This window comes from Microbacterium sp. WHRI 7836 (genome assembly GCF_040223885.2).
Taxonomy (GTDB): Bacteria; Actinomycetota; Actinomycetes; order Actinomycetales; family Microbacteriaceae; genus Microbacterium; species Microbacterium oxydans.
This window is the reverse complement of sequence record NZ_CP168171.1, coordinates 3,665,850-3,686,013: the sequence shown is the minus strand read 5'-3', so window position 1 is coordinate 3,686,013 and position 20,164 is coordinate 3,665,850. Positions and strand designations below refer to the sequence as shown.

General features: G+C 66.3%; 20 protein-coding genes. 12 read left to right on the top strand and 8 right to left on the bottom strand.

Annotated features, from left to right (window positions below):
- Nucleotides 1-18 precede the first annotated feature (18 nt).
- From ABRP18_RS17750 to ABRP18_RS17735, 4 genes are read left to right on the top strand one after another with little or no spacing between them, the layout of a single operon-like run.
- Nucleotides 19-1,803: a P-loop NTPase fold protein gene (locus ABRP18_RS17750; protein WP_218867875.1), complete on the top strand. Its 1,785-nt coding sequence runs from the start codon at nucleotides 19-21 to the stop codon at nucleotides 1,801-1,803.
- Nucleotides 1,803-2,558: a hypothetical protein gene (locus ABRP18_RS17745; RefSeq protein WP_113680077.1), complete on the top strand. Its 756-nt coding sequence runs from the start codon at nucleotides 1,803-1,805 to the stop codon at nucleotides 2,556-2,558. Before ABRP18_RS17750 ends, ABRP18_RS17745 begins: the two co-directional genes overlap by 1 nt.
- Nucleotides 2,555-3,820 (top strand): queuosine biosynthesis protein queC, encoded by a 1,266-nt coding sequence (locus ABRP18_RS17740; protein WP_113680078.1) that lies wholly within the window; start codon nucleotides 2,555-2,557, stop codon nucleotides 3,818-3,820. Before ABRP18_RS17745 ends, ABRP18_RS17740 begins: the two co-directional genes overlap by 4 nt.
- Nucleotides 3,798-4,553, top strand: coding sequence for a TatD family hydrolase (locus ABRP18_RS17735; RefSeq protein WP_113680079.1), 756 nt, complete (start codon nucleotides 3,798-3,800; stop codon nucleotides 4,551-4,553). The genes ABRP18_RS17740 and ABRP18_RS17735 overlap by 23 nt, the downstream gene beginning before the upstream one ends.
- Before the next feature lie 39 nt (nucleotides 4,554-4,592).
- Here the strand turns inward: ABRP18_RS17735 and ABRP18_RS17730 are convergent, their stop codons facing one another.
- A complete protein-coding gene (locus tag ABRP18_RS17730) occupies nucleotides 4,593-5,036 on the bottom strand; it encodes a helix-turn-helix transcriptional regulator (RefSeq protein ID WP_258546182.1) in 444 nt (147 codons plus the stop codon).
- Nucleotides 5,037-5,110: 74 nt separating this feature from the next.
- Between ABRP18_RS17730 and ABRP18_RS17725 the strand changes: the two genes are divergently transcribed.
- The 5 genes from ABRP18_RS17725 to ABRP18_RS17705 all read left to right on the top strand — a co-directional run bounded on the left by ABRP18_RS17725 (nucleotide 5,111) and on the right by ABRP18_RS17705 (nucleotide 9,995).
- Nucleotides 5,111-5,533 (top strand): hypothetical protein, encoded by a 423-nt coding sequence (locus ABRP18_RS17725; protein WP_113680080.1) that lies wholly within the window; start codon nucleotides 5,111-5,113, stop codon nucleotides 5,531-5,533.
- Nucleotides 5,534-7,182: 1,649 nt separating this feature from the next.
- Nucleotides 7,183-7,632: a hypothetical protein gene (locus ABRP18_RS17720; RefSeq protein ID WP_147251141.1), complete on the top strand. Its 450-nt coding sequence runs from the start codon at nucleotides 7,183-7,185 to the stop codon at nucleotides 7,630-7,632.
- Nucleotides 7,629-8,666 carry a hypothetical protein gene (locus ABRP18_RS17715; RefSeq protein ID WP_218867966.1) on the top strand — a complete coding sequence of 346 codons (1,038 nt, stop codon included), beginning with the start codon at nucleotides 7,629-7,631 and terminating at the stop codon, nucleotides 8,664-8,666. Before ABRP18_RS17720 ends, ABRP18_RS17715 begins: the two co-directional genes overlap by 4 nt.
- A 388-nt stretch (nucleotides 8,667-9,054) precedes the next feature.
- The gene (locus tag ABRP18_RS17710) at nucleotides 9,055-9,513 is read left to right on the top strand and encodes a VanZ family protein (RefSeq protein ID WP_349885159.1); all 459 of its coding nucleotides are present in this window, start codon (nucleotides 9,055-9,057) and stop codon (nucleotides 9,511-9,513) included.
- A 182-nt stretch (nucleotides 9,514-9,695) separates the two neighbouring features.
- Entirely contained in the window at nucleotides 9,696-9,995 is a 300-nt protein-coding gene (locus tag ABRP18_RS17705; protein ID WP_046748534.1) for a DUF1330 domain-containing protein, read from the top strand.
- Nucleotides 9,996-10,057: 62 nt separating this feature from the next.
- Here ABRP18_RS17705 and ABRP18_RS17700 read toward each other — a convergent pair whose 3' ends face one another.
- The 4 genes from ABRP18_RS17700 to ABRP18_RS17685 all read right to left on the bottom strand — a co-directional run bounded on the left by ABRP18_RS17700 (nucleotide 10,058) and on the right by ABRP18_RS17685 (nucleotide 13,588).
- Nucleotides 10,058-11,179 carry a hypothetical protein gene (locus tag ABRP18_RS17700; protein ID WP_058631943.1) on the bottom strand — a complete coding sequence of 374 codons (1,122 nt, stop codon included), beginning with the start codon at nucleotides 11,177-11,179 and terminating at the stop codon, nucleotides 10,058-10,060.
- Nucleotides 11,166-11,789 (bottom strand): RNA polymerase sigma factor, encoded by a 624-nt coding sequence (locus ABRP18_RS17695; protein WP_170224083.1) that lies wholly within the window; start codon nucleotides 11,787-11,789, stop codon nucleotides 11,166-11,168. Before ABRP18_RS17695 ends, ABRP18_RS17700 begins: the two co-directional genes overlap by 14 nt.
- 66 nt (nucleotides 11,790-11,855) lie before the next feature.
- Nucleotides 11,856-13,055 carry an MFS transporter gene (locus ABRP18_RS17690; protein ID WP_113680566.1) on the bottom strand — a complete coding sequence of 400 codons (1,200 nt, stop codon included), beginning with the start codon at nucleotides 13,053-13,055 and terminating at the stop codon, nucleotides 11,856-11,858.
- A complete protein-coding gene (locus ABRP18_RS17685) occupies nucleotides 13,052-13,588 on the bottom strand; it encodes a Chromate resistance protein ChrB (RefSeq protein ID WP_258546275.1) in 537 nt (178 codons plus the stop codon). The genes ABRP18_RS17690 and ABRP18_RS17685 overlap by 4 nt, the downstream gene beginning before the upstream one ends.
- 86 nt (nucleotides 13,589-13,674) lie before the next feature.
- Between ABRP18_RS17685 and ABRP18_RS17680 the strand changes: the two genes are divergently transcribed.
- A complete protein-coding gene (locus ABRP18_RS17680) occupies nucleotides 13,675-14,289 on the top strand; it encodes a trans-aconitate 2-methyltransferase (protein WP_113680564.1) in 615 nt (204 codons plus the stop codon).
- A gap of 25 nt (nucleotides 14,290-14,314) precedes the next feature.
- Here the strand turns inward: ABRP18_RS17680 and ABRP18_RS17675 are convergent, their stop codons facing one another.
- Complete coding sequence (locus ABRP18_RS17675; protein WP_349885158.1) at nucleotides 14,315-15,451, bottom strand: epoxide hydrolase family protein; 1,137 nt, start codon at nucleotides 15,449-15,451, stop codon at nucleotides 14,315-14,317.
- Between the two features lie 61 nt (nucleotides 15,452-15,512).
- Between ABRP18_RS17675 and ABRP18_RS17670 the strand changes: the two genes are divergently transcribed.
- A complete protein-coding gene (locus tag ABRP18_RS17670) occupies nucleotides 15,513-16,223 on the top strand; it encodes a YafY family protein (protein WP_208644282.1) in 711 nt (236 codons plus the stop codon).
- Here the strand turns inward: ABRP18_RS17670 and uxaC are convergent.
- Nucleotides 16,218-17,645 (bottom strand): glucuronate isomerase, encoded by a 1,428-nt coding sequence (uxaC, locus tag ABRP18_RS17665; protein WP_179515691.1) that lies wholly within the window; start codon nucleotides 17,643-17,645, stop codon nucleotides 16,218-16,220. The genes ABRP18_RS17670 and uxaC overlap by 6 nt on opposite strands.
- On the bottom strand, nucleotides 17,642-18,688 hold the full coding sequence (locus ABRP18_RS17660) for a LacI family DNA-binding transcriptional regulator (RefSeq protein ID WP_349885157.1): 1,047 nt from the start codon (nucleotides 18,686-18,688) through the stop codon (nucleotides 17,642-17,644). The genes uxaC and ABRP18_RS17660 overlap by 4 nt, the downstream gene beginning before the upstream one ends.
- A 116-nt stretch (nucleotides 18,689-18,804) precedes the next feature.
- Between ABRP18_RS17660 and ABRP18_RS17655 the strand changes: the two genes are divergently transcribed.
- Nucleotides 18,805-20,163, top strand: coding sequence for an extracellular solute-binding protein (locus tag ABRP18_RS17655; RefSeq protein WP_113680563.1), 1,359 nt, complete (start codon nucleotides 18,805-18,807; stop codon nucleotides 20,161-20,163).
- Nucleotide 20,164: the final 1 nt, after the last annotated feature.

Genomic DNA, 20,164 nt, shown 5'->3' with positions numbered 1-20,164 from the left:
GCATTGTTGCCACGTGTGTTGGATGACGTAGCGGTACTGGCGCCAAAGGGGGCGATGATGGGAGCTTCGCGGTATCTGTTCGATGACAATCCGGCGACGCAGGATCTCACCGGGCTGCGGGCGGTCGCGGTGGCGATCTCGAACGTTGTGGTCGATCGGCGGTTCGATACCGTCACGGTCGGGCTCAACTCGCCGTGGGGCGGAGGGAAGAGCACGGCGCTCAACCTGATCGAGACCGAGCTTCGGCGGCGCGATGACGTGATCGTGGTCGTAATCGATCCGTGGGAGTTTGTGGATTCGGGCGACCCGCGAGGCACCTTGATCAGTCGGGTGCTGGAGGGAATCTCGATCGAACTGAGTCGTCGCCGCGAGGAGGAGGCGCCCGGGGAGACCACGAAAGCGAAACTGGCGAGTGCCGCGGTGGATCTCATCTCCACGCTGGACGCTCTGCGTAGGCGGGTTTCGTGGAGCAAGGTGGCGCAGGTTGCGATCAAGTCGGCGGTGACTCTTACCCCCGATGTTGGAGGGCTCGTTGATGCGCTCATGCCCGAACCGGCAAAGGAACCTGCCGCGAAGGGGATGCGTGGGTTTCGGGAAGATTTTGGTGAGCTTCTGACACGGATGAGCGATTGCCGGGTGGTGGTGCTGATAGACGACCTGGACCGATCGCTCCCGGACGATGTGCTCGGGGCTCTGGAGGCCATCAAGCTTTTCCTTAGCGTGAAGGGCATGGCTTTCGTCATCGCGGCGGACGATGACTTCATCCGGGAGAGTCTTCGCGGGGCGCTGGACCGTCACGGAGGCGGTCGGGGGCGTTTCGCTGATCGGTACACCGAGAAGATCGTGCAGCTCCCGTTCACTCTGCCTCGCTTGTCGTCGGCGGACGCGGTCGCGTATCTCGCTGCGCTCTTCGTTCAGGCGGAGGCGGGGCGCGAGCATGCGGTCGCGGTCGCTGAGCGCGCATCAGCGCGGCGGGTCAAGGGTGAGGTTCCGTACGTGGCCGCGAACATGCATGAGACCATGCCGACGGATGAACACATCAGGCTCGCGAATCAGATCGTGCGCGGTATGAGTAGTTCGCGGCGTGAGACTCCCCGACAGTTGAAACGCTTCCTGAATAGCTTCGCCGTCCGCGCGGAGATGCTGGGGGCGCAGTTCGAGGGTTTCCCCGTCGATATCCTCATGAAGCTGTGGTTGCTCGAGCAGAATTATCCGCACCATTTCCGTGATCTTGTCGGGGTGAGCGAAGAGCAGCGCGGTCAGCTTCTGTCTGAATGGGAGGCCGGGGCGGGGGCGGTGCCTGCGGAGATCGCCGCGTGGGCGAGCGAACCACCCCGGGCCTCCGACGTCGTGGTGTGGGTCGACCGGTATGTGTCATTTGCGACGGCAACGGTGGCGACGCTCCAGTCGGCGGCGGTGCTGGACGACGGGCAGAGTCTGCATCTCGCGCAACTCACTGACACGAGCAGCCTGGTTCGCGCAGAGGCTATCGAGCGCATGGTGAGCATGCCGTCGACGGGCGACGAAGATGTCGCCCGTCACCTTGCGACGGCGATCGTGGGGGATCGGTCGGAGGCGGCGTTGGAGAGTCTGCAATCGCTCGCGCTGAAGCGCCCCGACCTGAAGCCCGCGATGAGCGAGGCGCTCCTCGATAACTTCGTCCTCCACGCACTCTCGGCCCAACACATCCCATGGCTCGCGGGGTCGTTCCCGGAAGTGCTGACCACCGTTCGGGGCCGGCAAGGGATCAGTAGCGAGCTCCTGGCCGCCATCGACGAGGAATCCTTGGGGGTGATTCTCTGATGGGCACCTCAAGCGCCTTCGGAGGCTCGGGAGCCTGGTCGGACACGGTCGACTCGCTCTACGACGCAGCGGACGGTATCAACAGCGGCGGGACTGAGCTGCCGGCCGCGGTCATGTCGGCCCTGGGGAAAGCCTTGGGGCGGGGAGACAGGCGAGGAAAGTCCTACAACGTTCGAGACCTGCTCCCGTCGCGCAGCGGCTCGGGGTCATCCGCATCGGGTGATGGACGCGATTCGGGCGGTGCGCCCTTCAGCCGTCAGGCGGCACGGGGTTCGCTGGTCCTGGAAGCGCTCGCTTCCATCGAAGTCGGCGAAGTTCCTCATCTCGTCGAGTACGGACTGGACTTCTCTTCGTTGGAGGGCCTCAGCGGCATCCGACTCTTCACCGAGCTAATCGGACTGATCCTCGGACCCGCCGCGCACCCGGACGATGCCGCATTGCGCCAGGCGCTACTGGCCACCATGCGCTCAGACGCGCAGGGCGCGGGCGGCCCACTCGCGGACACCATTGGCCGATTTGTCACAGAACTGGCGTGGAGGACCACCGTCGTCCAGCTGACAACGAGCGAACGTCGAGCATCGGTCGCAGGCAACGCGCTCGTTCAGCTGGAGCAGCGGGTAAAGACATACATCGGCGGCAAAGTCCGCCAGATCGCTGGCCAGCTGATGGCCGCCACGCCGCAGGCGGTCGCTGACTTCGCGTCGAATCTGGCAGCGAAAGCATGCCGCGTGTTCGGGAAAGGTGACCCGCAATGACCGTGCATCAGATCGAGGTTCTTCCGGCGGGAGGGCGATCGAGTCGTGTCGGTGTGCAGATGGAGTGGCCGCGCACCGGTTCACCCGCGACGACGATCGCCTCGACACTCATGTGGGATCTCGAAGAGTTCGCAGCAGCACCGCCGGCTGCACGGGACCTGTTCCGTATCACGGCCGCCGCGTATCTGGCAGACACCGCGACGCCGAAACCCGCCGTCTCTCTGCACCGCAACCTCGACTTGGTCGTCCACGTCGAGGACCCGGAGCCGTGGACGCACGGCGGTCTCACCGCCGTTGCCGACATCCTTCACTGGCTGACGGGGGATTCCTGGGCCCTCGGCCTGAAAGCCGCTCACGCAACACTGCCTCTTGCCATCGCTGAGCCCGCTGCACGCATCCAGCTTCTCTCGGGAGGTTTGGATTCTCTGTGCGGCGCCGTGATCGGTCTGCGTGACACGGGCGTCGATGTCCGGTTCGTGGGCCACCGGGATGCGTCCCGAGCCGTCCGGCACGCGCAGAACACGATTGCTGAAGCGATCGGGGATTCCCCGTACGACAGGCACGAGCTGTTCCTCCGAGACGCGGGGCAGCGAAAGAATCACGGCCCGCGCTCCCGCTCCCTGATGTTCATGACGCTCGGCGTAATGACCGCAGCCGCGCATTCTGCCGGTGAGATGTGGGTGCCGGAGAACGGGTTCACGAGCATCAATCCACCACTCGACCCCGGTCGCGGTGGCACCCTGACGACCCGGTCCACACACCCATACACATTCCACCTGGTGGGAGAGCTGCTGCGGTCGCTGGGCGTCGACGTGGTGATGCGCAACCCGTTCGAAGGCCTCACCAAGGGCGAACTCGTCGCGGCGGCGATCCCGGAGCTTCTGGATACCAGGTTCCTGCGCGCGACGGCGACATCGTTCTCCTGCGCAAAAGGAGGAACACAGTTCTACCACGGGGACTCCAATCACAACTGTGGGCTGTGTGTAGCCTGCGCGGTACGCCGCGGCGCCTTCCTCGGGGCAGGAGTCACCGATCCCACACCCTATGACTGTGAGGTGCTGAGCGGAGACGACCTGACCGCACTGGTGCATCATCGACGCCGCGATGTGATCACGCTGCGCGACGCCTCTGCTACCGGCATCTCAGATGACGCGATCCTGGGTTCGGCGATGTGGCCCCCGGGCACGAATTTTGACGAGGTGCTGAGTTTGGTCCAGCGCGGACTGGCAGAGTTGAGTCGTGTTCCCCTTCCCGCCCCTTGACTGTCACGCGCACATCGCTCCAGACGTGACGGCGGCCCAGGTCCGCACGCTCAACGGCGCACAAGTATTCGCCATGACTCGAACCCTGGGCGAGTTCGACGCTGCACGCACCAACCCTCAGACGGGCCTCCTCTGGGGCGTCGGAGTGCACCCCGGTGTTCCCCGAGCTCTCACGCAATGGTCAGAAAGGAGGTTCTCCGTGGCCGCGAAGGATGCCGTCCTGATCGGCGAGGTCGGACTCGATCGTCGAGGCGACAGCGCCACGCAGCAGACCATCTTCGAGACCATTCTCCGCACGGCACCGGCAACGTTGATCTCCGTGCACTCCACGGGAAAAGCGCGAAAGGTCGTGGAAGCGATGGAGAAGAACCCTCGCCCGGGCGTGATTCTGCACTGGTTCACGGGGACGCCCGAGGATGCCCAGCGGGCGGCGGCCGCCGGCTGCTATTTCTCCATCAACGCCGCGATGACTGATCAGCAGATGACGGCACTCCCGCTCGACCGAGTGCTCCCGGAGACAGATTTCCCCGCCTCACGGTCCCGCACCGGAGCTCGCGTACCTGGTGACATCGCCGCATTGGAGAAACGAGTGGCCACCCTCACCCACCAGTCTCTGGGCGAGGTGCGCCGGCGGTGGTACCGCAACCTTGCCACGCTGGCGGAGCGCGCGGACGTCCACCACCGATTGCCACCGGACCTTCAACACTTGATGTCGATCGCCCGCACCGACTGATCACCGCGGCGGGTCATCCATAACCCGACGCAACGATGGTCAGCGGGCGCGAATGTCGGGCGGGCTGTCCGGGATCAGCTCGTGCACGGAGACAGCGAGAACTTGCGCGATCGCGATCAGAGTGCGGAGCGTCGGATTCGCGGGACTACCCGGCCGGGACTCGCCCTTCTCATACTTCTGATACGTGTATCGCGTCAGGCCAGAGCGGTACGCGACGTCTTCTCGACTCAGCCCGCTACGCTCTCGGAGGGTGCGAAGCGTCGAGCGATCTCCGCATTTCGAGGGGCTGCCGCGACGGAGTGGCGGAGGCGGGACATGATCGCGTGGGATGCGGGGGTGATGTGGAGCCTCCGCGTGGGCGCACCTTTCGGGAGCAATCCCGCAAGTGGCGATGTTCGCACCGCGACGCGTCGGGGGCTGTTGTGGGAGGTACGTCGATGCAGCAGTCGTCGAGGGATGTGAGGAGGCCGAGTGGATAGCCACTATCCGAGTGCCGTGCACAGTGTCCTCGAGGGGATTGACCCGGGATGGCCTCGCGTGGTGGATGTGGGTGTCGGGTGGTGCTCGTCGAGGGGCGTACCGGGGAGGACGCCGCGTTGGCGCAGACCTTCCGCCGATGGACGGTGCTCGGGATGGACAGTTTCTCGTTGCAGACCCATGCCGATCAACGCGAATGGGCGCGATTGATGAGTTCGCTGAATAAGGCGATCGTTCTCGGTGAGGGCCATGAGCGGATGATCCAGAACCCGTCGACGTACATCTTCGTCCCCACCGGAGGCAACATCGGGTCTCTGATGGATCTGGTTCGCCGGGGGACGAGCCGAGCGATACGAACAGATCGTGAGTTCCTCGACCCGGAGTTGCTGGACACCATTCGATTGGACGAAGGAGCGGAGTCCGGTCGGGCAGATCGCGAGCGAAAATACCGGCGGATGCTCGAGCGTGAACGGGTCGACGACGAGCCGGGAGGCGACTGGTGAGCGGGGCAAGCTTCCACCGACAGTGACGTGCACCGGTTCTCGCGCACGGCGCCACTTCCCGTTCTCGCAGCTCTGCGTGCTGCAGGCGCTGATTTCCTCCAGCGGGTCGGGGTGCACGAGCCTGTCACGTGGTGCCCACCGTTCGAAATGGTGGCTGTCGAATCGCTCGCGGTCGCTTCGACGACGATTGAGGGACGACAGCAGTGGAAGCCTCGTCGCCCGACTCGAGGCGCTCCCGACGGGGAGCAGGCCATCTCGGTCCGGGAGCCCAACGCAGGAGGGGTGTCGAACAGGGCAGCCGCCCGAATGCTGGGCCCATCCCGACGGAGCATCGCCCGCACGCTTGCCGCGGATGGAGCCCTCGCGGAGCCCGGGAGGCCCGTGCAGTTTCGCATCGACCCGGACTGGTTGACCGAGCAGCATGGCGATCGCGGACGTAGCGTGGCCGATCTCGCGCGGGAGGTCGGGTGCAGGTGCCACGACGATCCGTCGACACCTCAGCTCGTGACACCACATGGCTGACCCGAATCCCCGGAAATATAGCTAGCCGAGACCAGTGCGAGTCGAGCACGAGGCGATCGTTCTGAGGGGACGCCGACGGAAGCTCACGACGTTCGCCCTGGCGGTGCTGTGCCGTACGTGACGGACAAGATGATCACCGGAGTGTCAGCGAGGGGGCGCATCCGGCCGTGAACGGAGATTTCACCCGCGGCTCAACCCTGGCTGGAAACTACCGTGGAAGGATGACAACAGCACGTAGCTCCTCCTCTCCCAGTGCGGGTTCGGCCTGGCTCAGGGCGGACTCTTCTCAAGCGCGGGTATACCCCCGGACCGATGCCGGAAGCAGTCTTCCGTGACGGGGCGCAGCAACGGGTCGCTCTGATATGCACTGGGCCCCTCGGTGTCAGATGGGCTCACGCCGGGGTCACCTCGCAGCTGCGTCCGCGCTAGCATGACGAAATGCGGAACCACTTGGGGACTGCGGCACTCGGTGTCGCCACGGCGCTTATTGTGTGGGCACTCACTGAGTGGCTCAACCTCCTCCCGTTGCCGTGGCCAGTCGCTTCGGGGATCGTCGCGGGTGTACTTGTTGCTGGCGTGGCGTTCCTGATCCTTCGTCGACGTGACCCTGCGAGTCACCGCGTAGCATCCGGGATTCGCGCTGGCGGAAGCGTCCGGATTGAAGATGTGACATCTACGACCCGTGGAAGCGCAACGGAATCATCCGAGGTCGCATCCGATGTTCGCTCCAAAGCCGATGTTGACATCTCAAAGGTTCGGGACGAGCGCAGTTGAGCGTGACTCACCTCAATTGGTCCTCGGAGTTGGATGCTGTCGTTGGGTTTCTTGACGGTCCAGGGGGTGTGCTTCACGTTCGGGGTGGCGTGGAGTGCATGCCCTCCGCGTTCGTTGGTGCGCTGACTGCTCACGCACAAGCCGCACCGCGGGGCCTGCTCACGGTGGTGATCGATCCCCACAATCAGTTGACAGGGAGTCCGCTCGCGGCGTTCCGTACGATCCTCCGCTCGGTCGGCCGGGATCGGCCGCTTCGGCCACCCAACAACGCGATTTCAGTGTCCGTAGCTAGCGACGTTCGTTCGCTGTTCGGCGACGTAAATATAAGCAACGTGACTGTCAACGTTGGCAGCATGAGCGAGTCCGAGGAGTTCGCGACGCTCTTAGAGTTGACGCAGGCTGAGATTGACGGCGGTCGCCGTTTTGCTGATCTCGTCGTGGTGTTCACCAACTGCCACGACATGGATTACTCGCTCCGCAAGGTTTTCTACTTCAGCTTGTGGGAGCCGATCCTGCGTCAGATGTCCGAGCTCGGAGCGAAGATGATCTTCCAGTACTCGCCATCGATGATGAAGACAGACACGCAGTCGCTGCCCCCAATCGCGAGTGACTCGGTCCTCCTTCCGGCCACTCTGGACGATGTCACGGATGAGTTCGCAGAGCTGGCTGTAAGTCTCGGGTGGGAAGAGAACCTCCACGATGGCGAAGTGCTGGCGCGCGGGGTGCTTGAGACAAGCACGGACGTAAGTCAGGTGTACTCTGCAATGGCACGGCTCGCCTTCCGGACGAGGGGTGACAGGTGATGTCCGCTACCGAGATCGAATCTAAGCCTGAGCTCATCGTTCTCGCAGCTGCGAGTTCCCAGACGGACGCGTTCGCACAGCGGGCTCTTCAGGCATTCGGGTTTTCGACCGATGTGCTTCTGCCGCTCACGATGTTCGGGTTTATCTCGCGCGCGGCGCATGAGTGGCAAATCGAGCCCGGGTTGCGGCGACGTGTTCTCGAGAAGGCTCCGCAATACCCAGAGCTCTGGCGGGCGGTGAACCGTCACTATCTTGAGTTGGCTGGTTCAGCGATGGAGGGGCTACCCGCATATCTCGCGACAGGGCCTGGGTTCGCGTACCACTCGACCGAGCTCGATCCGTCTGAGGGAGTCCATCGCTATCGGGAGGTGGCGGAGCTCGATGTCCTCGCGGCTAACGTGCAGGGCCTTCGTCTTGCCGATGAACAGGCCGAGCGTGGTCTCATTGAGGCGGATTCCCCGGACTTATTGTTCCTCCGAGCTATGACCTATTACCGGTCGCACCGACAGGCCGAGGGCATTGAGCTTCTTCGGGCTTTCATGGGCAACGACGATGGCTCGCGTGAGGTTGCGATTGCCCAGCACCTCGTGGCGCATTGGGATTGTCAGCGCGGAGACTTGAATGCCCAACAGGCTTCGAGAGTCCTTTTCAAGAAGAGTCTGAACAACGCCGTGAAGCGCGGGGATAAGTGGCATCAGGCGCAGGTCACGCATTCGATGGCGCTGTGCATAGCGAAACAACGACCAAAGTCAGCCTTGCAGGCCGCTAGCTTGTTGGAGTCGAGCCTTCAACTCTTGTCGGAAGCGGGCGACCAGTGGGGTCGCGCCAAGGTGCTTCATTCACTCGGCCAGGTACTCACCGACCAGCCAGCCGAGCATGCCCGCGCGCTCAAGTATCTCAATGAAAGCCGTGCAATCGGGTTGGCTCTGGGCTACCAGGGACATGTTCGGCTAGTCGACGAATCTCTAGCGGAGTGGCGAAGCCGTCGGCCGAGCGAGTCGACCCGACGCCGGCGCGCGAGAAAAAAGAAGTGATTCTGCCGAGCGCTCGTTATGTGGATTACACCGTGGTGATACGGCTGCCGAGAGCATCTCTTACTGGCATCAGCCACTGAGACCTGAGGCTTCCCGCAGAGCCGCAGCGCGCGGCGACCGCGCCATGGCACGATCTCGGGGGGTGAGCAGTCGCGTAGGCCGATACATAGACCAGCTGGTCGACCGCAGGTCTAGGGATCCGCCATTTCGCGCGGAAATTATTACCGACAATCACCGCCAACTGCCTGGGAAAAGCGGGCATTCTTTGCCATCTCGTCCGCGAACCTACACTGACCCGGGGATTCCGGCGCTGATCGCGTTCCACCTCTGAAGGTTGCCGACCGAAACGCATACGCTCACGCAACATCGGATGCGGTGGGGTGGACGTATGAACCCCTCTGCTCGCCCTCGCGCATCCTCCGGTCCCCGGCTGCTCGTCGCGGGTCTCGCAGCGTTGGCGGTCGTCGCCGTCACACTGACACCGCGCCGATTCGCGGGTCCTGCCCGCGCGCTCTTCATGGACTTCGCCCACGTCTTCGCCGCGCCGCTGGTCGAACCGATGAGCTATCTCCAGCTGGAGAGCATTCTCAATGCTCTGCTCTTCGTGCCGCTCGGAGCCGCAGTGGCGCTCGCGCTCAGCAGGCGCCTCTGGATACTCGCGCCCGTGCTGGTGTTCGGTACGTCGTTCGCGATCGAACACGTACAGGCCTCGATACCCGGTCGCGTTCCCGATGTGCAGGACATCGTCTGGAACACGGTGGGCGGCGTCGTGGGAGCAGTCGTGGTGGGGATCGTCCGAAGAGTTCTCCGGCCGATCCGCCGATCGCGCGCTGGCGACGGAGAGTAGTCGTTGATGCTGCTCCGGTAGCGGTCAGCCCGGTCCTGGCCCGCACGAACACCGAGTCGGCGCCGAGCCCGCGTTCGAGCGGAATCGGCAGGATCGAGTCGATCGTCGGCGGTTCTCGGCCTGGTCGGACATACGCCGGTCGCTCAGGATGGATTCTCCGAGATCGACGGGAGAGCATCACGGTGACTGTCTATTGGGTGAACACGTTCACGAGCATTCGAGATCACGAGACGCTTGCGCGGTACGTCGAGCGCGCAGGTCCCGCGATGCGGGCCGGGGGCGGCAGGTTCCTCGCGCGGGGTGCGCCTCTCGCAGTGCTGGAAGGCGAGTCGGCGTTGCGCACGACGATCATCGAGTTCCCGGATCTCGAGGCTGCGGTGGCGGCGTACCATTCCGAGGCCTATCAGGAGGCGCTGCGCATCCTCGGTGATGCCGCGACGAGGGAGATCCGGGTGATCGCGGCGGTGCCGGCGGCGGACTGAGCCCGGCGACACTGCGCCTCCGCACCCGAGAGGATGCGGAGGCGCACTGCGGAGTGCCGGGCTCAGCCCACCGGTTCCGTCGTGAAGGTCACCGCGAAATCCGGAATCTCCTTCGGGAGGAAGGATGCGGAGCCGACCTCGACGGGAGTGGTGTCTTCGATGGACACGTTCCCGGGACCGGGGGGAACCCGGAGCAGGAACTTCTCGATCCGGAGGATGGAGCCGGTCGGGGGATTGACCGTCAGGCGGAAGCGGGCGTCGTCGGTCTCGTACACCAGGATCTTGTCGGCGGAGGCGTCGTTCTCAACGGCCATCCCGTCTGCCAGGGCGAGTGCCTCCAGGAACGTCGCGCGATACTCCGGGGAGGCGGAGAGGATGGGCACTGAATGTCCGAGTTCGTTGAGCATATGCTCCGCGGCGGGGATGTCGAGCCGTTCCTCGATGCTCGCGTACAGTCCGTTCGACTCCGGTTCGCCGTCCATGGGCATCCTCGCCGCTTCTGCTTTGGCAGCGATCAGTTGATCCTCCATGCCGGTCGTCCATGCGGCGAGGAAGGCCGCGGGGTCCGACGGGAAGTCGGTGGTCGACACCGGGAGTTCCCCGATGGGAGGGGCGTCGACGTCGACATCGCGCACCGTGAGGGGCTCCGCGCCGATGGGGAAGGATGACCCGTAGTACGAAGTCCAGGCGCGGTGGACGGCCGTGGCGTCGCCGTAGGTCTCGGTGGCGTGCAACTCGGTGTGCGACGTCTGCGACGAGCTTCCGTCCGCCGCATGGAGATACGTCACAGCCGATTCGGTGACGACGGCACCCGTGGCATCCGTCCTGAAGCTGCCGAACGGAGGGGACTGCTCATTCCGACCACCGACGAGGCGCAGGTGTCTGGTCGCCATGGTCACCTGGACCGGCTGCGCGGCAGCCGATCGGATGGAGGCCGCGGTCTCGTTGAGATAGGTCGATGCCGAGGCGGCCGGCGGTTGGCCGACGACTCCCGGCGGGATGAGTACGGAGGCGGCGACGGCGACCGCGGCGACCGCCGTGCCCGCGAGGGAGATCCCGATGATCCGTCCGAGTGGGCGGCGACGTCGCGACTGCGCGATCGCCTGGTGGAGGGCGCGGCGAGGCGCCTGCGGCGATGTGGGGTAGGTGGGCTTCATCTCCCGCACCGTGTCAAGGATGTCCATGGATGGTCTCTTTCTCGGCAAGTCGAATGTGGGTGGTCGCCGCGCGCGGCCGGTGAGGTGGAGCCGGCGACGGCGGGGGAGGAGCGGCGAGCTTCGCCCGGATGCGGCTGAGGCGTGAACGCACGGTACCGACCGGGATCGCGAGCGCCGCGGCGATCTGCTCGTATGTAAGATCGCCCCAGGCGTGCAGGAAGAGCACCTCGCGGTCACGGGCCGTCAGCGCGGCGATGCGGGGGTAGAGGCGCTCGATCTCGCCTGCTGCATCGAGCTGCGAGGAGGAGCGGTCGTGATCGTCGGCAGCCACCTGGTCGTGCTGACCGACGGACGCCTGCAGCGCGCGCCAGTGTTGCGCCTGGGCCCTTCGGTGCTGTCCGAGGACATTCGTCGCGATGCCCATCAGCCAGGGCAGCGCGGAACTCCGCGTCAAGTCGTAGCGCCTCCGCTTGCGGAACGCGATCAGGAACGTCTCGCTCACGATGTCATCGCTCGCAGCCGGTCCGACGCGGCGGGCGACGTAGGCCGAGACGGCGCCGATATGTCGCTCGAAGATCTCGGAGAACCGTTCCGCGGCCTCGAGCGATTCGCGGATGATGTCGTTGTCGTTGCTCACACTAGGTATTCGTCCGGCACGGAGATCCGGTTCCATCGGGCGGCCTGCGTCGGCGACGAAAGTGCATCAGGTGTCGCTCTCAGCCCGCTCTCCTCCCGGTGATCGCGGCAGGACCCGGGTGGTCGCTCCCGAAGCGGCGACCACGACCGCGAGTGCCGCGAGACCCCAGGGAAGCGTCGCCGCCACCGCGACGGCTCCGACCAGCAGCGGCCCACCGGCATCGCCGAGCTCGCGGCCGAGTTCGGCCGTGCCCATCGTGCGCCCCATCCGTTCGGGTGGTGTCGTCTCGGCGAGATGCGCGAAGGCGAAAGGCGTCGAGACGCCGATCCCGATGCCGAGCAGGGCGGCGGCGACGTAGAGACACGGGAGCACGGGGACGAACGCGGCGACCAGGATGCCGGCCGTGATCACCGCGAGGCCGAGTGTCATCGCGGTCCGATCGCTCAAGCGGCCGCTGTCGCGGAGCCTGCCCGCCCAGGGCTGGGTGAGTGCCGAGCTCAGCGCCAGAACCGAGGCGATCGCGATGCTCGCGAAGAGGGGAGCACCTTCACTGCTGGCGAGAGCGGGGAGGAAGCCGATCGCCGCACCGAGCGCGCCGGTGGACGCGGCGAGCACGAGCGTCGGGATGAGGAAGCCCCGCTCCGTCGTCTGACGGACCAGGTCGGCGACCGTGTACCGGGGTCGAGGCAGCGGCTCGAGTCGGGGCAGGGAGATCGCCACCCAGATCGCGGTGAGGACGGCGAGCGCGCTCAGGCACGTGAAGAGGAGGGGGAAGCCGCCCAGGAAGATCAGTGCGGCGCCTAGGAGAGGACCCAGTGTGTAGCCGAGGCCCTTCCAGGATCCGTATCTGCCGAAGTATCGCCCCTTCGCGCCCGGGGCCGCGAGCCGTGCGACCGTCGCCGAGGAAGCGGGCGAGAACGCTGAGGCTGCGGCGCCCTGCCCGAGACGTGCGATCGCGAGGGCTGCCGTGCTCGACGACCACACCCCGACGAGCGATGCGACGCCGAAGGCCAGAAGCCCGAACACGATCACCGGCTTGGCGCCGATCCGGTCGGACAGCGAGCCGAAGACGGGTTTGAGGAACACCTCGGCGAGGTCGTAGATCGCCAGAAGCGCCCCCAGACGCAGGAGGTCGAGACCGATGTCCCCGCCGGTCGCCCCGATGCCTGCGGCGATGCTGTGGGCGCCGAACGCCGTCACGAAGCCGGCTGCATACAGCGGTGCGACCTGGCGGGTCGCCGGTGCGGCGGCGGTCGGCAGGCTCACGCGTGGACGGCCTGGTAGACGAGGTCGGCGAACCGGGCGAGATCCTGAACGCACGCGGCCAACTCGCGGTCGGCGTCCTTGGACGAGGCGGAGTCGAACACGTCGCGGGCGCGGATCGTGCGGTGCCAGCGCTGCAGTCGGTCGAGGCTCTGCTCCTCCTCTTCGAGCTCGGCCAGCGTGAACTTCTTCTTCTCGATCTCACGCGCGATCTCGGCGCGGTACTTCGCGCAGTCGGCGACGAACTCCGCCCAGTCGTCTGCTCTCGCGGCGTCGAAGAGCTTCCGAAGTGCGGCGGTGTCACCGCCGTCGGCCTGGGTGCGTAGCACGAGGATGTCGCCGTTGCCGCGCTGTGCGAGCGCCAGCGCCCGGTCGACCCCCTCGACGCACGCAGGCACATCTGGCGTGACCCAGGTACCCTGCCCTGCGGGTACCGCACCGAAATGACGCAGCTCGCGCCAGACCGCGACGCGATGCCGCGAGGGTGATGCGGGTACCTGCACCAGGAGCACGAGCCAGCCATCCGATTTCGTCACACACGAAACTGTAACAGGTGTTACATCCATCTGCGGGCGAGACCTCGATAGCGTGGAGTCCGATCATCGCGAGAGCGGGGAGGGCCATGGCTCAGCAGGAGACGGAGGATGCGCGCGTGCGCGACGGGTATGCGGCGCGTGCGGTCGAGTACACGGAGTTGTTCGGCGACATCGCGCAGATGGATGACGTCGACCGGGAGCGCATCGGTCGCTGGGCGGACGGCGTCGACGGACGCATCCTCGACGTGGGGTGTGGTCCTGGACACTGGACGGCGTTCCTCGTCGAGCGCGGTGCCGATGCCGAGGGCATCGACCTGGTGCCGGACTTCATCGCCGGCGCCTCGGCGCGATTCCCCCACATCTCGTATCGGACGGCGTCTCTGGCCGATACCGACATCCCGCTCGGTTCCTTGGGCGGCGTGCTGGCTTGGTACTCGCTGATCCACGCGACTCCGGATGGGCTTCCGCATCTGCTCGAGGCCGCTCGCCGCGGGACCCGTGAGGGCGGACATCTGCTGGTCGGCTTCTTCGACGGGGCGGACGGGCAGCCTTTCCCGCACGCCGTCACGACGGCGCACTACTGGTCGGTGCAGGGTATGTCGAACCAGCTCGAGCGCGCCGGCTTCTCGGTGCTCGACAGCGAGACCAGGGTGCAGGAGAGAAGGCGCCCGCACGCATCGATCAGCGCGGTCGCGATCTGATCGATGCGCACGGTGCCTGAGCGGATCAGGCGAGACCGCGGAAGAACCTGCGGATGTCGTCGGCCAGCAGCTCCGGCTCCTCCATCGCCGGGAAGTGCCCACCCTCGGCGAACTCGCTCCAGTGGTCGATCGCACCGGCGGGATCCATCGTGCGCCGGATCAGGGGATGCGCGTCGAAGACGGCCCAGCCGGCGCGCACCCCGGAGGGCATGACGAAGTCCAGCTGGGCGTGCTCCGACTCGTAGAAGAACTGCGCGACTGAAGCACCGCTGCGGGTGAACCAGTAGAGACTCACGTTCGTCAGGAGCTGGTCGCGGTCGACATCCGGCGCCCCGTACCCGCCGTCGATCCTGCGCTTGAACTTCTCCACGATCCACGCGAGCTGGCCGACGGGCGAGTCGGTGAGGGCCGGTCCGACCGTGTCGGGTCGATGGTTGTGCATGCCGATGTAGCCGCGTTCCGCAGCGCTCGCAGCATGTGCGGCCTCGAGCTGGGCGAGCTCTTCCTCGGACAGACCATCGGGGGCGGGGAACATGGTGCCGACCAGTCCGAGCCACACGCGGTCGCTGGCGAAGTGCGTGCCGATGACGTGCTCCGGGTGCAGCGCGGCCAGTCTGCCGATGATGCCGGTGCCGACGTCCGTGCCGTGCGCCGCGAACCGGTCGTAGCCGAAGCGCGTCATGATCTCGGTGTAGGCGTCGGCGGTTCGAGCCAGATCCCACCCGGTGCCGGAGAGCGGGTTCGAGAACCCCAGTCCGGGCAGGGACGGGATGACCACGTGGAAGTCGTCCGTCAGCAGCGGGATCAGTCGCTGGTACTCGATGAACGACGCCGGCCAGCTGTCGCTGAGAAGCAGAGGCGTGGCTGCCGGGTTCGCCGAGCGCACATGGAGCACATGGAACGTCTGACCGTCGACGACCGTCGTGAACTGCTCATGCGCGTTGAGGGCCCTCTCCTGCGCCCGCCAGTCGAATCCATCGCGCCAGTGATCCGCGAGCTCCTGCAGGTAAGGAAGCGGGATCCCGCGGCTGAAGTCGGTGCGATCGTCACGTCCGGGAACGGGGAGCGGCCAGCGCGTGCGGGTCAGACGATCGTGCAGGTCATCGATGGCATCCTGCGGGATGTCGATGCGGAAAGGGCTGAGGGAGGTGTTCTGTGTCATGCTGTTGACGCTCTCAGGCAATGCGGAAGACCAGCTTCCGCATTTGCTGAGAGGATCAGACATGCTCGAGACCTCGGCCCGTCTGCTGGAACTGCTGTCATTGCTTCAGCTCAGACGCGACTGGACGAGTTCCGCACTCGCCGACCGACTGGGTGTGAGCACGAGGACCGTGCGCGCCGACATCGGCAAGCTCCGCTCGCTCGGTTATCCGGTGGATGCGCGCCCCGGCGTCGCGGGCGGATACCGCCTGGCCGCCGGAACCGCGATGCCTCCGTTGCTGCTCGACGACGACGAGGCGGTCGCGGTCGCCGTCGGGCTGGGGGTGGCCGCCACCTGGCGGCTCGGCGTCGAAGAGACCTCGCTCACCGCCCTCGCGAAACTCGAGCAGGTCATGCCCTCGCGACTGCGCCGTCGCGTCGACGCGATCCGTGAGGCGACGAGTGTGGTTCCTGGGGCCGAACCCCCGCTCGACCTCGCGGCGCTCAGCACGGTCGCCGCGGCCGTCCGTGCCCATGAACGGCTTCGCTTCGGCTACACGAAACCCGGCGGAGACGAAGAGAAGCGGCACACCGAACCGCAGCGCCTGGTGAGCTGGGGGTCGGTCTGGTACCTGCTCGCGTGGGATCTCGATCGTGACGACTGGCGCATCTTCCGCGTCGATCGCATGGTTCCACGGGCGTCGACCGGTGTGCGCTTCCGGCCCCGCGCGATCCCGGAGGGCGACGTCGTCGAGTACGTCGTCCGCAGGGTGACGAAGGCGTCCACGTCATGAAGCTGAGGCGGTACCCCCGGGCAGGCGGAACGTCGTCCTCGGGATGTCGTCCACGAAACGGTGCGCCAATGCGAAGGCCTGTTCTTCGGTGAGCCGGTGCTCGGAGACGAGTGCCGCCAGGTAGCCGGCGTCGAGTCGTCGGGACATGTCGTGGCGCGCGGGGATCGAGCAGAAGGCCCTGGTGTCGTCGACGAATCCGCTGGTCTTGGTGAACCCGGCACTGTCGGTCACCGATCGCCGGTAGCGCGAAATGGCGTCGGGGGTGTCGAGGAACCACCACGGCGCACCGGCGTAGACGGACGGATAGAAGCCCGCGAGTGGTCCGATCTCACGGCTGAACGCTGTCTCGTCGACCGTGAACAGCACCATCCGGAACGTCTCGTTCGTGCCGAAGTCGTTGAGGATCGGGGTGAGCGGCCGCGTGAAGGCGGCGACGTCCGGCAGATCGTGCCCGCTGTCTGGGCCGAACCGCGCGAGCGTGTCACGGTGGTGGTTGCGGATGACGCCGGGGTGCAGCTGCATCACGAGTCCGTCTTCGGACGACATCTCGGCCAGCCGGTAGAGCATGTTGCGGCGGTACGCCGTCGCGTCTTCCGCCGTGACTTCGCTCCGGAGCCCCGCGGCATGGATGCGCTCCGCATCGGCACTCGTGAGCGGCTGCGATCCGGCATCGAGCACCCCGGTGTCGGTCGCTGTGCCGCCCGCTGCCCGGAACGCGGCGCGGCGGCGGCGCAGGGCCTCGAGCAGCCCGGCGTAGTTCCCGGCATCGGTGCCGGCAGCTTCCGACAGCTCCGCGATCGCGATCGTCCAGCCCGCAGCCGATGGGTCCATGTAACGGTCGGCACGGAATGTCGGGAGCACATGCCCGTGGAAGGACGGATCGTCGCGCAGTCGTGCGTGAGCTGCGAGGTCGTCGGCGGGGTCGTCGGTCGTGGCGAGCACCGCGATGCGGAAGCGCTCGAACAACGCACGTGGGTGGAACTCGGCGGTGCGCAGCTGCGAGTCGATGTGCGCGTAGAGCTCGTCGGCGTTGCCCGCACTCGGCTGCTCCGTCACCCCGAACACCTCGGACAGCGAGGTCTCGAACCAGTAGCGCACCGGGGTTCCGAGGAAGACGTCCCAGTTCGCGCAGAACGCCCGCCATACCTCCTGCGGATCAGCGGGCGCGGCTCCCCGGCCCAGCGCGTCGAGGGGCACGCCGACTGCGTGGAGCAGACGCAGCACGTAGTGGTCGGGCGTGATCAGCAGTGTCGCAGGGTCTGGGAAGGGCTTGTCGTCGGCGAGCAATGCAGCATCGACATGGCCGTGCGGGGAGAGGATCGGCGCCGCGGCGACGGCGTCGTACAGCCTCCTGGCGAGCTCTCGCACGCCGGGATCGGCGGGGAGGAGTCGGTCGACGTGCGGGCTGAGTTCTCTGCTCATGATTCTCCTCCAGGGGTACGGCGCGGTGCGGAGCCGGTCGACTCCCGCACGGTCAGATGGGTCGGCAGCGCCGCGATGTGGCGGCGGGTGAGTGCGCTCGCGCCGATGCGCTCGCTCTGCAGTCGATCGAGCAGCATCGATACCGACAGCCGTGCGGCCTGTTCGACCGGAGCGGTGAGGGTGGTCAGCGGCGGGTTGCAGAAGTCGGCGCCGAAGATGTCGTCGCAGCCGACGATGCTCATGTCCTCCGGAACACGCACGCCTCGTTCCTTGAGCCGGATGAGCATGCCGATCGCGAGGAGGTCGTTGAAAGCCACGCACGCGGTGGCGCCGGTGTTCAGCGCAGCATCCGCCGCGGCCGCGCCCGCCTTCGTGCGCGGCTGGTACGGGCCCACCTTCGTGTGCTCGATCCCGAGGCGCTCGCACGCGGCCGCCACGGCACGCCAGCGGAGGTTGCTCGCCCAGCTGGTGGGGGGACCGGCCACGTAGCAAATGCGTCGATGGCCGAGCGAGGCGAGGTGCTCGACCGCCTGGTCGAACCCGAGCGGTGTGTCGATGAACACCGACGGCACCCCTGGTACCGCCCGGTTCAGCGCGACCAGAGGAAGCTCGGCGCTGAGCTCGGCGAGCCGCTCGTCGGACAGGCGGGACGCGGTGAGGATCGCCCCGTCGTAAGAGCTGCGCAGCTCTTCGAGCGTGCTCTCCTCCATCTCGGGCGACTCCTCGGTATGCACGAGGATCTGCGAGTAGCCCGCCACCCGCAGGGCCTGCTGGGTGCCGCGGATGATGCCGAAGTAGAACGGGTTGGTGACGTCGGATACGAGCACGGCGACCATGCGGGTCGATGGTGTCGCCGAGGCGTTCGACGCGGTGACGGGGGTGTAACCGAGGTCCTTCGCGATGCGGATGATGCGCTCGCGGGTGTCGGGGTTCCCGCGACCGGGGACGGCGAGTGCGCGCGAGGCCGTGGAGATCGCGACGCCGGCGGCATCGGCCACATCGGCGAGCGTCGGCCGATGCGGAGGGGGTGTGGGAGACGACATGCGGCAACAGAATCACAGGATGGCAATTACTGGCAATGGATTGCTAACAATTGCCATGCTTGCCTACCTTGGCGAAGACGCAGTCACGTCCACTCACTGTCTCGAAGGAGAGTTCAATGAAGTCTCGACCCCTGATCGCCCTCGGGGCGATGGCCGCAGCAGCGATCGCACTGACCGCATGCTCGGGATCCGGCGCTGGTACGGATGACGGCGGCACCGGTGGCGCTGTCGATGGGACAGGCCAGACGCTCACCGTGATGATGGCCGCGAACGGCCTCTACCCCGAGCAGCAGAAGGAATGGTTCGGGAAGGTCTCCGATGCATTCGAGGAGAAGACCGGAGCCACCGTCGAGTTCGAGACCTTCGCCAGCGCCAACGACGAGCTCACGAAGATCCAGACCTCCGTGCTCTCCGGACAGGGCCCCGACGTCTACGGTCTCGGCACCACCTTCACACCGACCGCCTACGCCACGGGAGCCTTCGTGAAGCTCACCGATGCCGACTGGGACAAGGTCGGGGGCCGTGACCGCTTCGTGCCATCCACCCTGGGTATCTCCGGCCCGAGCGAGGACGACGAGATCGCCATCCCGTTCGTGAGTCGTCCCTTCGTGATGGCCTACAACACCGAGCTGCTTGCCGCCGCCGGCATCGAGGAGCCGCCGACGACCTGGGATGAGCTGACGGCTGCGGCCGCGAAGATCGAATCAGGGGATGTGCACGGTCTCGCGATCGGCTACGCCGACAGCTTTGACCCCTGGAAGTTCGTCTGGGGTATGAGTGTGCAGGCGGGCAACCCGCTGATCGACGTCGACGCCAAGAAGGCGGAGATCGACGACCCGGCCGTGGTTGCCGCCTACGACACCTACTTCGGCTGGTACCAGGACGGGCTCGTCGACCCGGCATCGGTCGGGTGGAAGAACGCGCAGGCCGTCGCCGCCTTCGCCGACGGAAAGGCCGGCTTCCTGCCGATGACCTCCGCCAACTCCAAGCCCACGTTCGCGGGCTCGCCCGTCGCGGACTCCTACTCTTACGCGCTCCTGCCGACCATCCCGCCGGGGGAGACCGAACTTCCGAAGGGCGGCAAGGAGGCAGCCAGCATCCTCTCCGGCGACAACCTCGTCGTCGCCCAGTACTCGCCGAACCAGGACCTCGCCTTCGCGTTCATCGAGATGCTCACCAGCACCGAGTCGCAGCTCGACTACTTCGACACCTTCGGAGAGCTGCCCACCGGCGTGGAAGCTGCCGCGCAGGTCGAGAAGGACAACCCCGATCTGAGCGCCAACGTGCAGGCCGCCTCGCAGTCGGTGGCCACCCCGTTCACGGGCGCCTGGGGGGACACGCAGCTCGCCCTGACCAACGTGGTCGTCCAATCGCTGCCCGCCCTGCAGGGGGGATCGCTCAGCCAGAGCGCGATCGCCGCATCGATCGCCGAGGCTCAGGCGAGCGCGCAGTCGGCGCTCGACAAGTCCAAGTAGC

Excerpts from the sequence above, each read along its gene's own strand:
- ABRP18_RS17745 (WP_113680077.1), top strand. The coding sequence starts at position 1,803 with ATGGGCACCTCAAGCGCCTTCGGAGGCTCGGGAGCCTGGTCGGACACG.
- ABRP18_RS17740 (WP_113680078.1), top strand. The coding sequence starts at position 2,555 with ATGACCGTGCATCAGATCGAGGTTCTTCCGGCGGGAGGGCGATCGAGT.
- ABRP18_RS17720 (WP_147251141.1), top strand. The coding sequence starts at position 7,183 with ATGAGCGAGTCCGAGGAGTTCGCGACGCTCTTAGAGTTGACGCAGGCT.
- ABRP18_RS17710 (WP_349885159.1), top strand. The coding sequence starts at position 9,055 with ATGAACCCCTCTGCTCGCCCTCGCGCATCCTCCGGTCCCCGGCTGCTC.
- ABRP18_RS17700 (WP_058631943.1), bottom strand. The coding sequence starts at position 11,179 with ATGGACATCCTTGACACGGTGCGGGAGATGAAGCCCACCTACCCCACA.
- ABRP18_RS17680 (WP_113680564.1), top strand. The coding sequence starts at position 13,675 with ATGGCTCAGCAGGAGACGGAGGATGCGCGCGTGCGCGACGGGTATGCG.
- ABRP18_RS17675 (WP_349885158.1), bottom strand. The coding sequence starts at position 15,451 with ATGACACAGAACACCTCCCTCAGCCCTTTCCGCATCGACATCCCGCAG.
- ABRP18_RS17670 (WP_208644282.1), top strand. The coding sequence starts at position 15,513 with ATGCTCGAGACCTCGGCCCGTCTGCTGGAACTGCTGTCATTGCTTCAG.
- uxaC (WP_179515691.1), bottom strand. The coding sequence starts at position 17,645 with ATGAGCAGAGAACTCAGCCCGCACGTCGACCGACTCCTCCCCGCCGAT.
- ABRP18_RS17660 (WP_349885157.1), bottom strand. The coding sequence starts at position 18,688 with ATGTCGTCTCCCACACCCCCTCCGCATCGGCCGACGCTCGCCGATGTG.
- ABRP18_RS17655 (WP_113680563.1), top strand. The coding sequence starts at position 18,805 with ATGAAGTCTCGACCCCTGATCGCCCTCGGGGCGATGGCCGCAGCAGCG.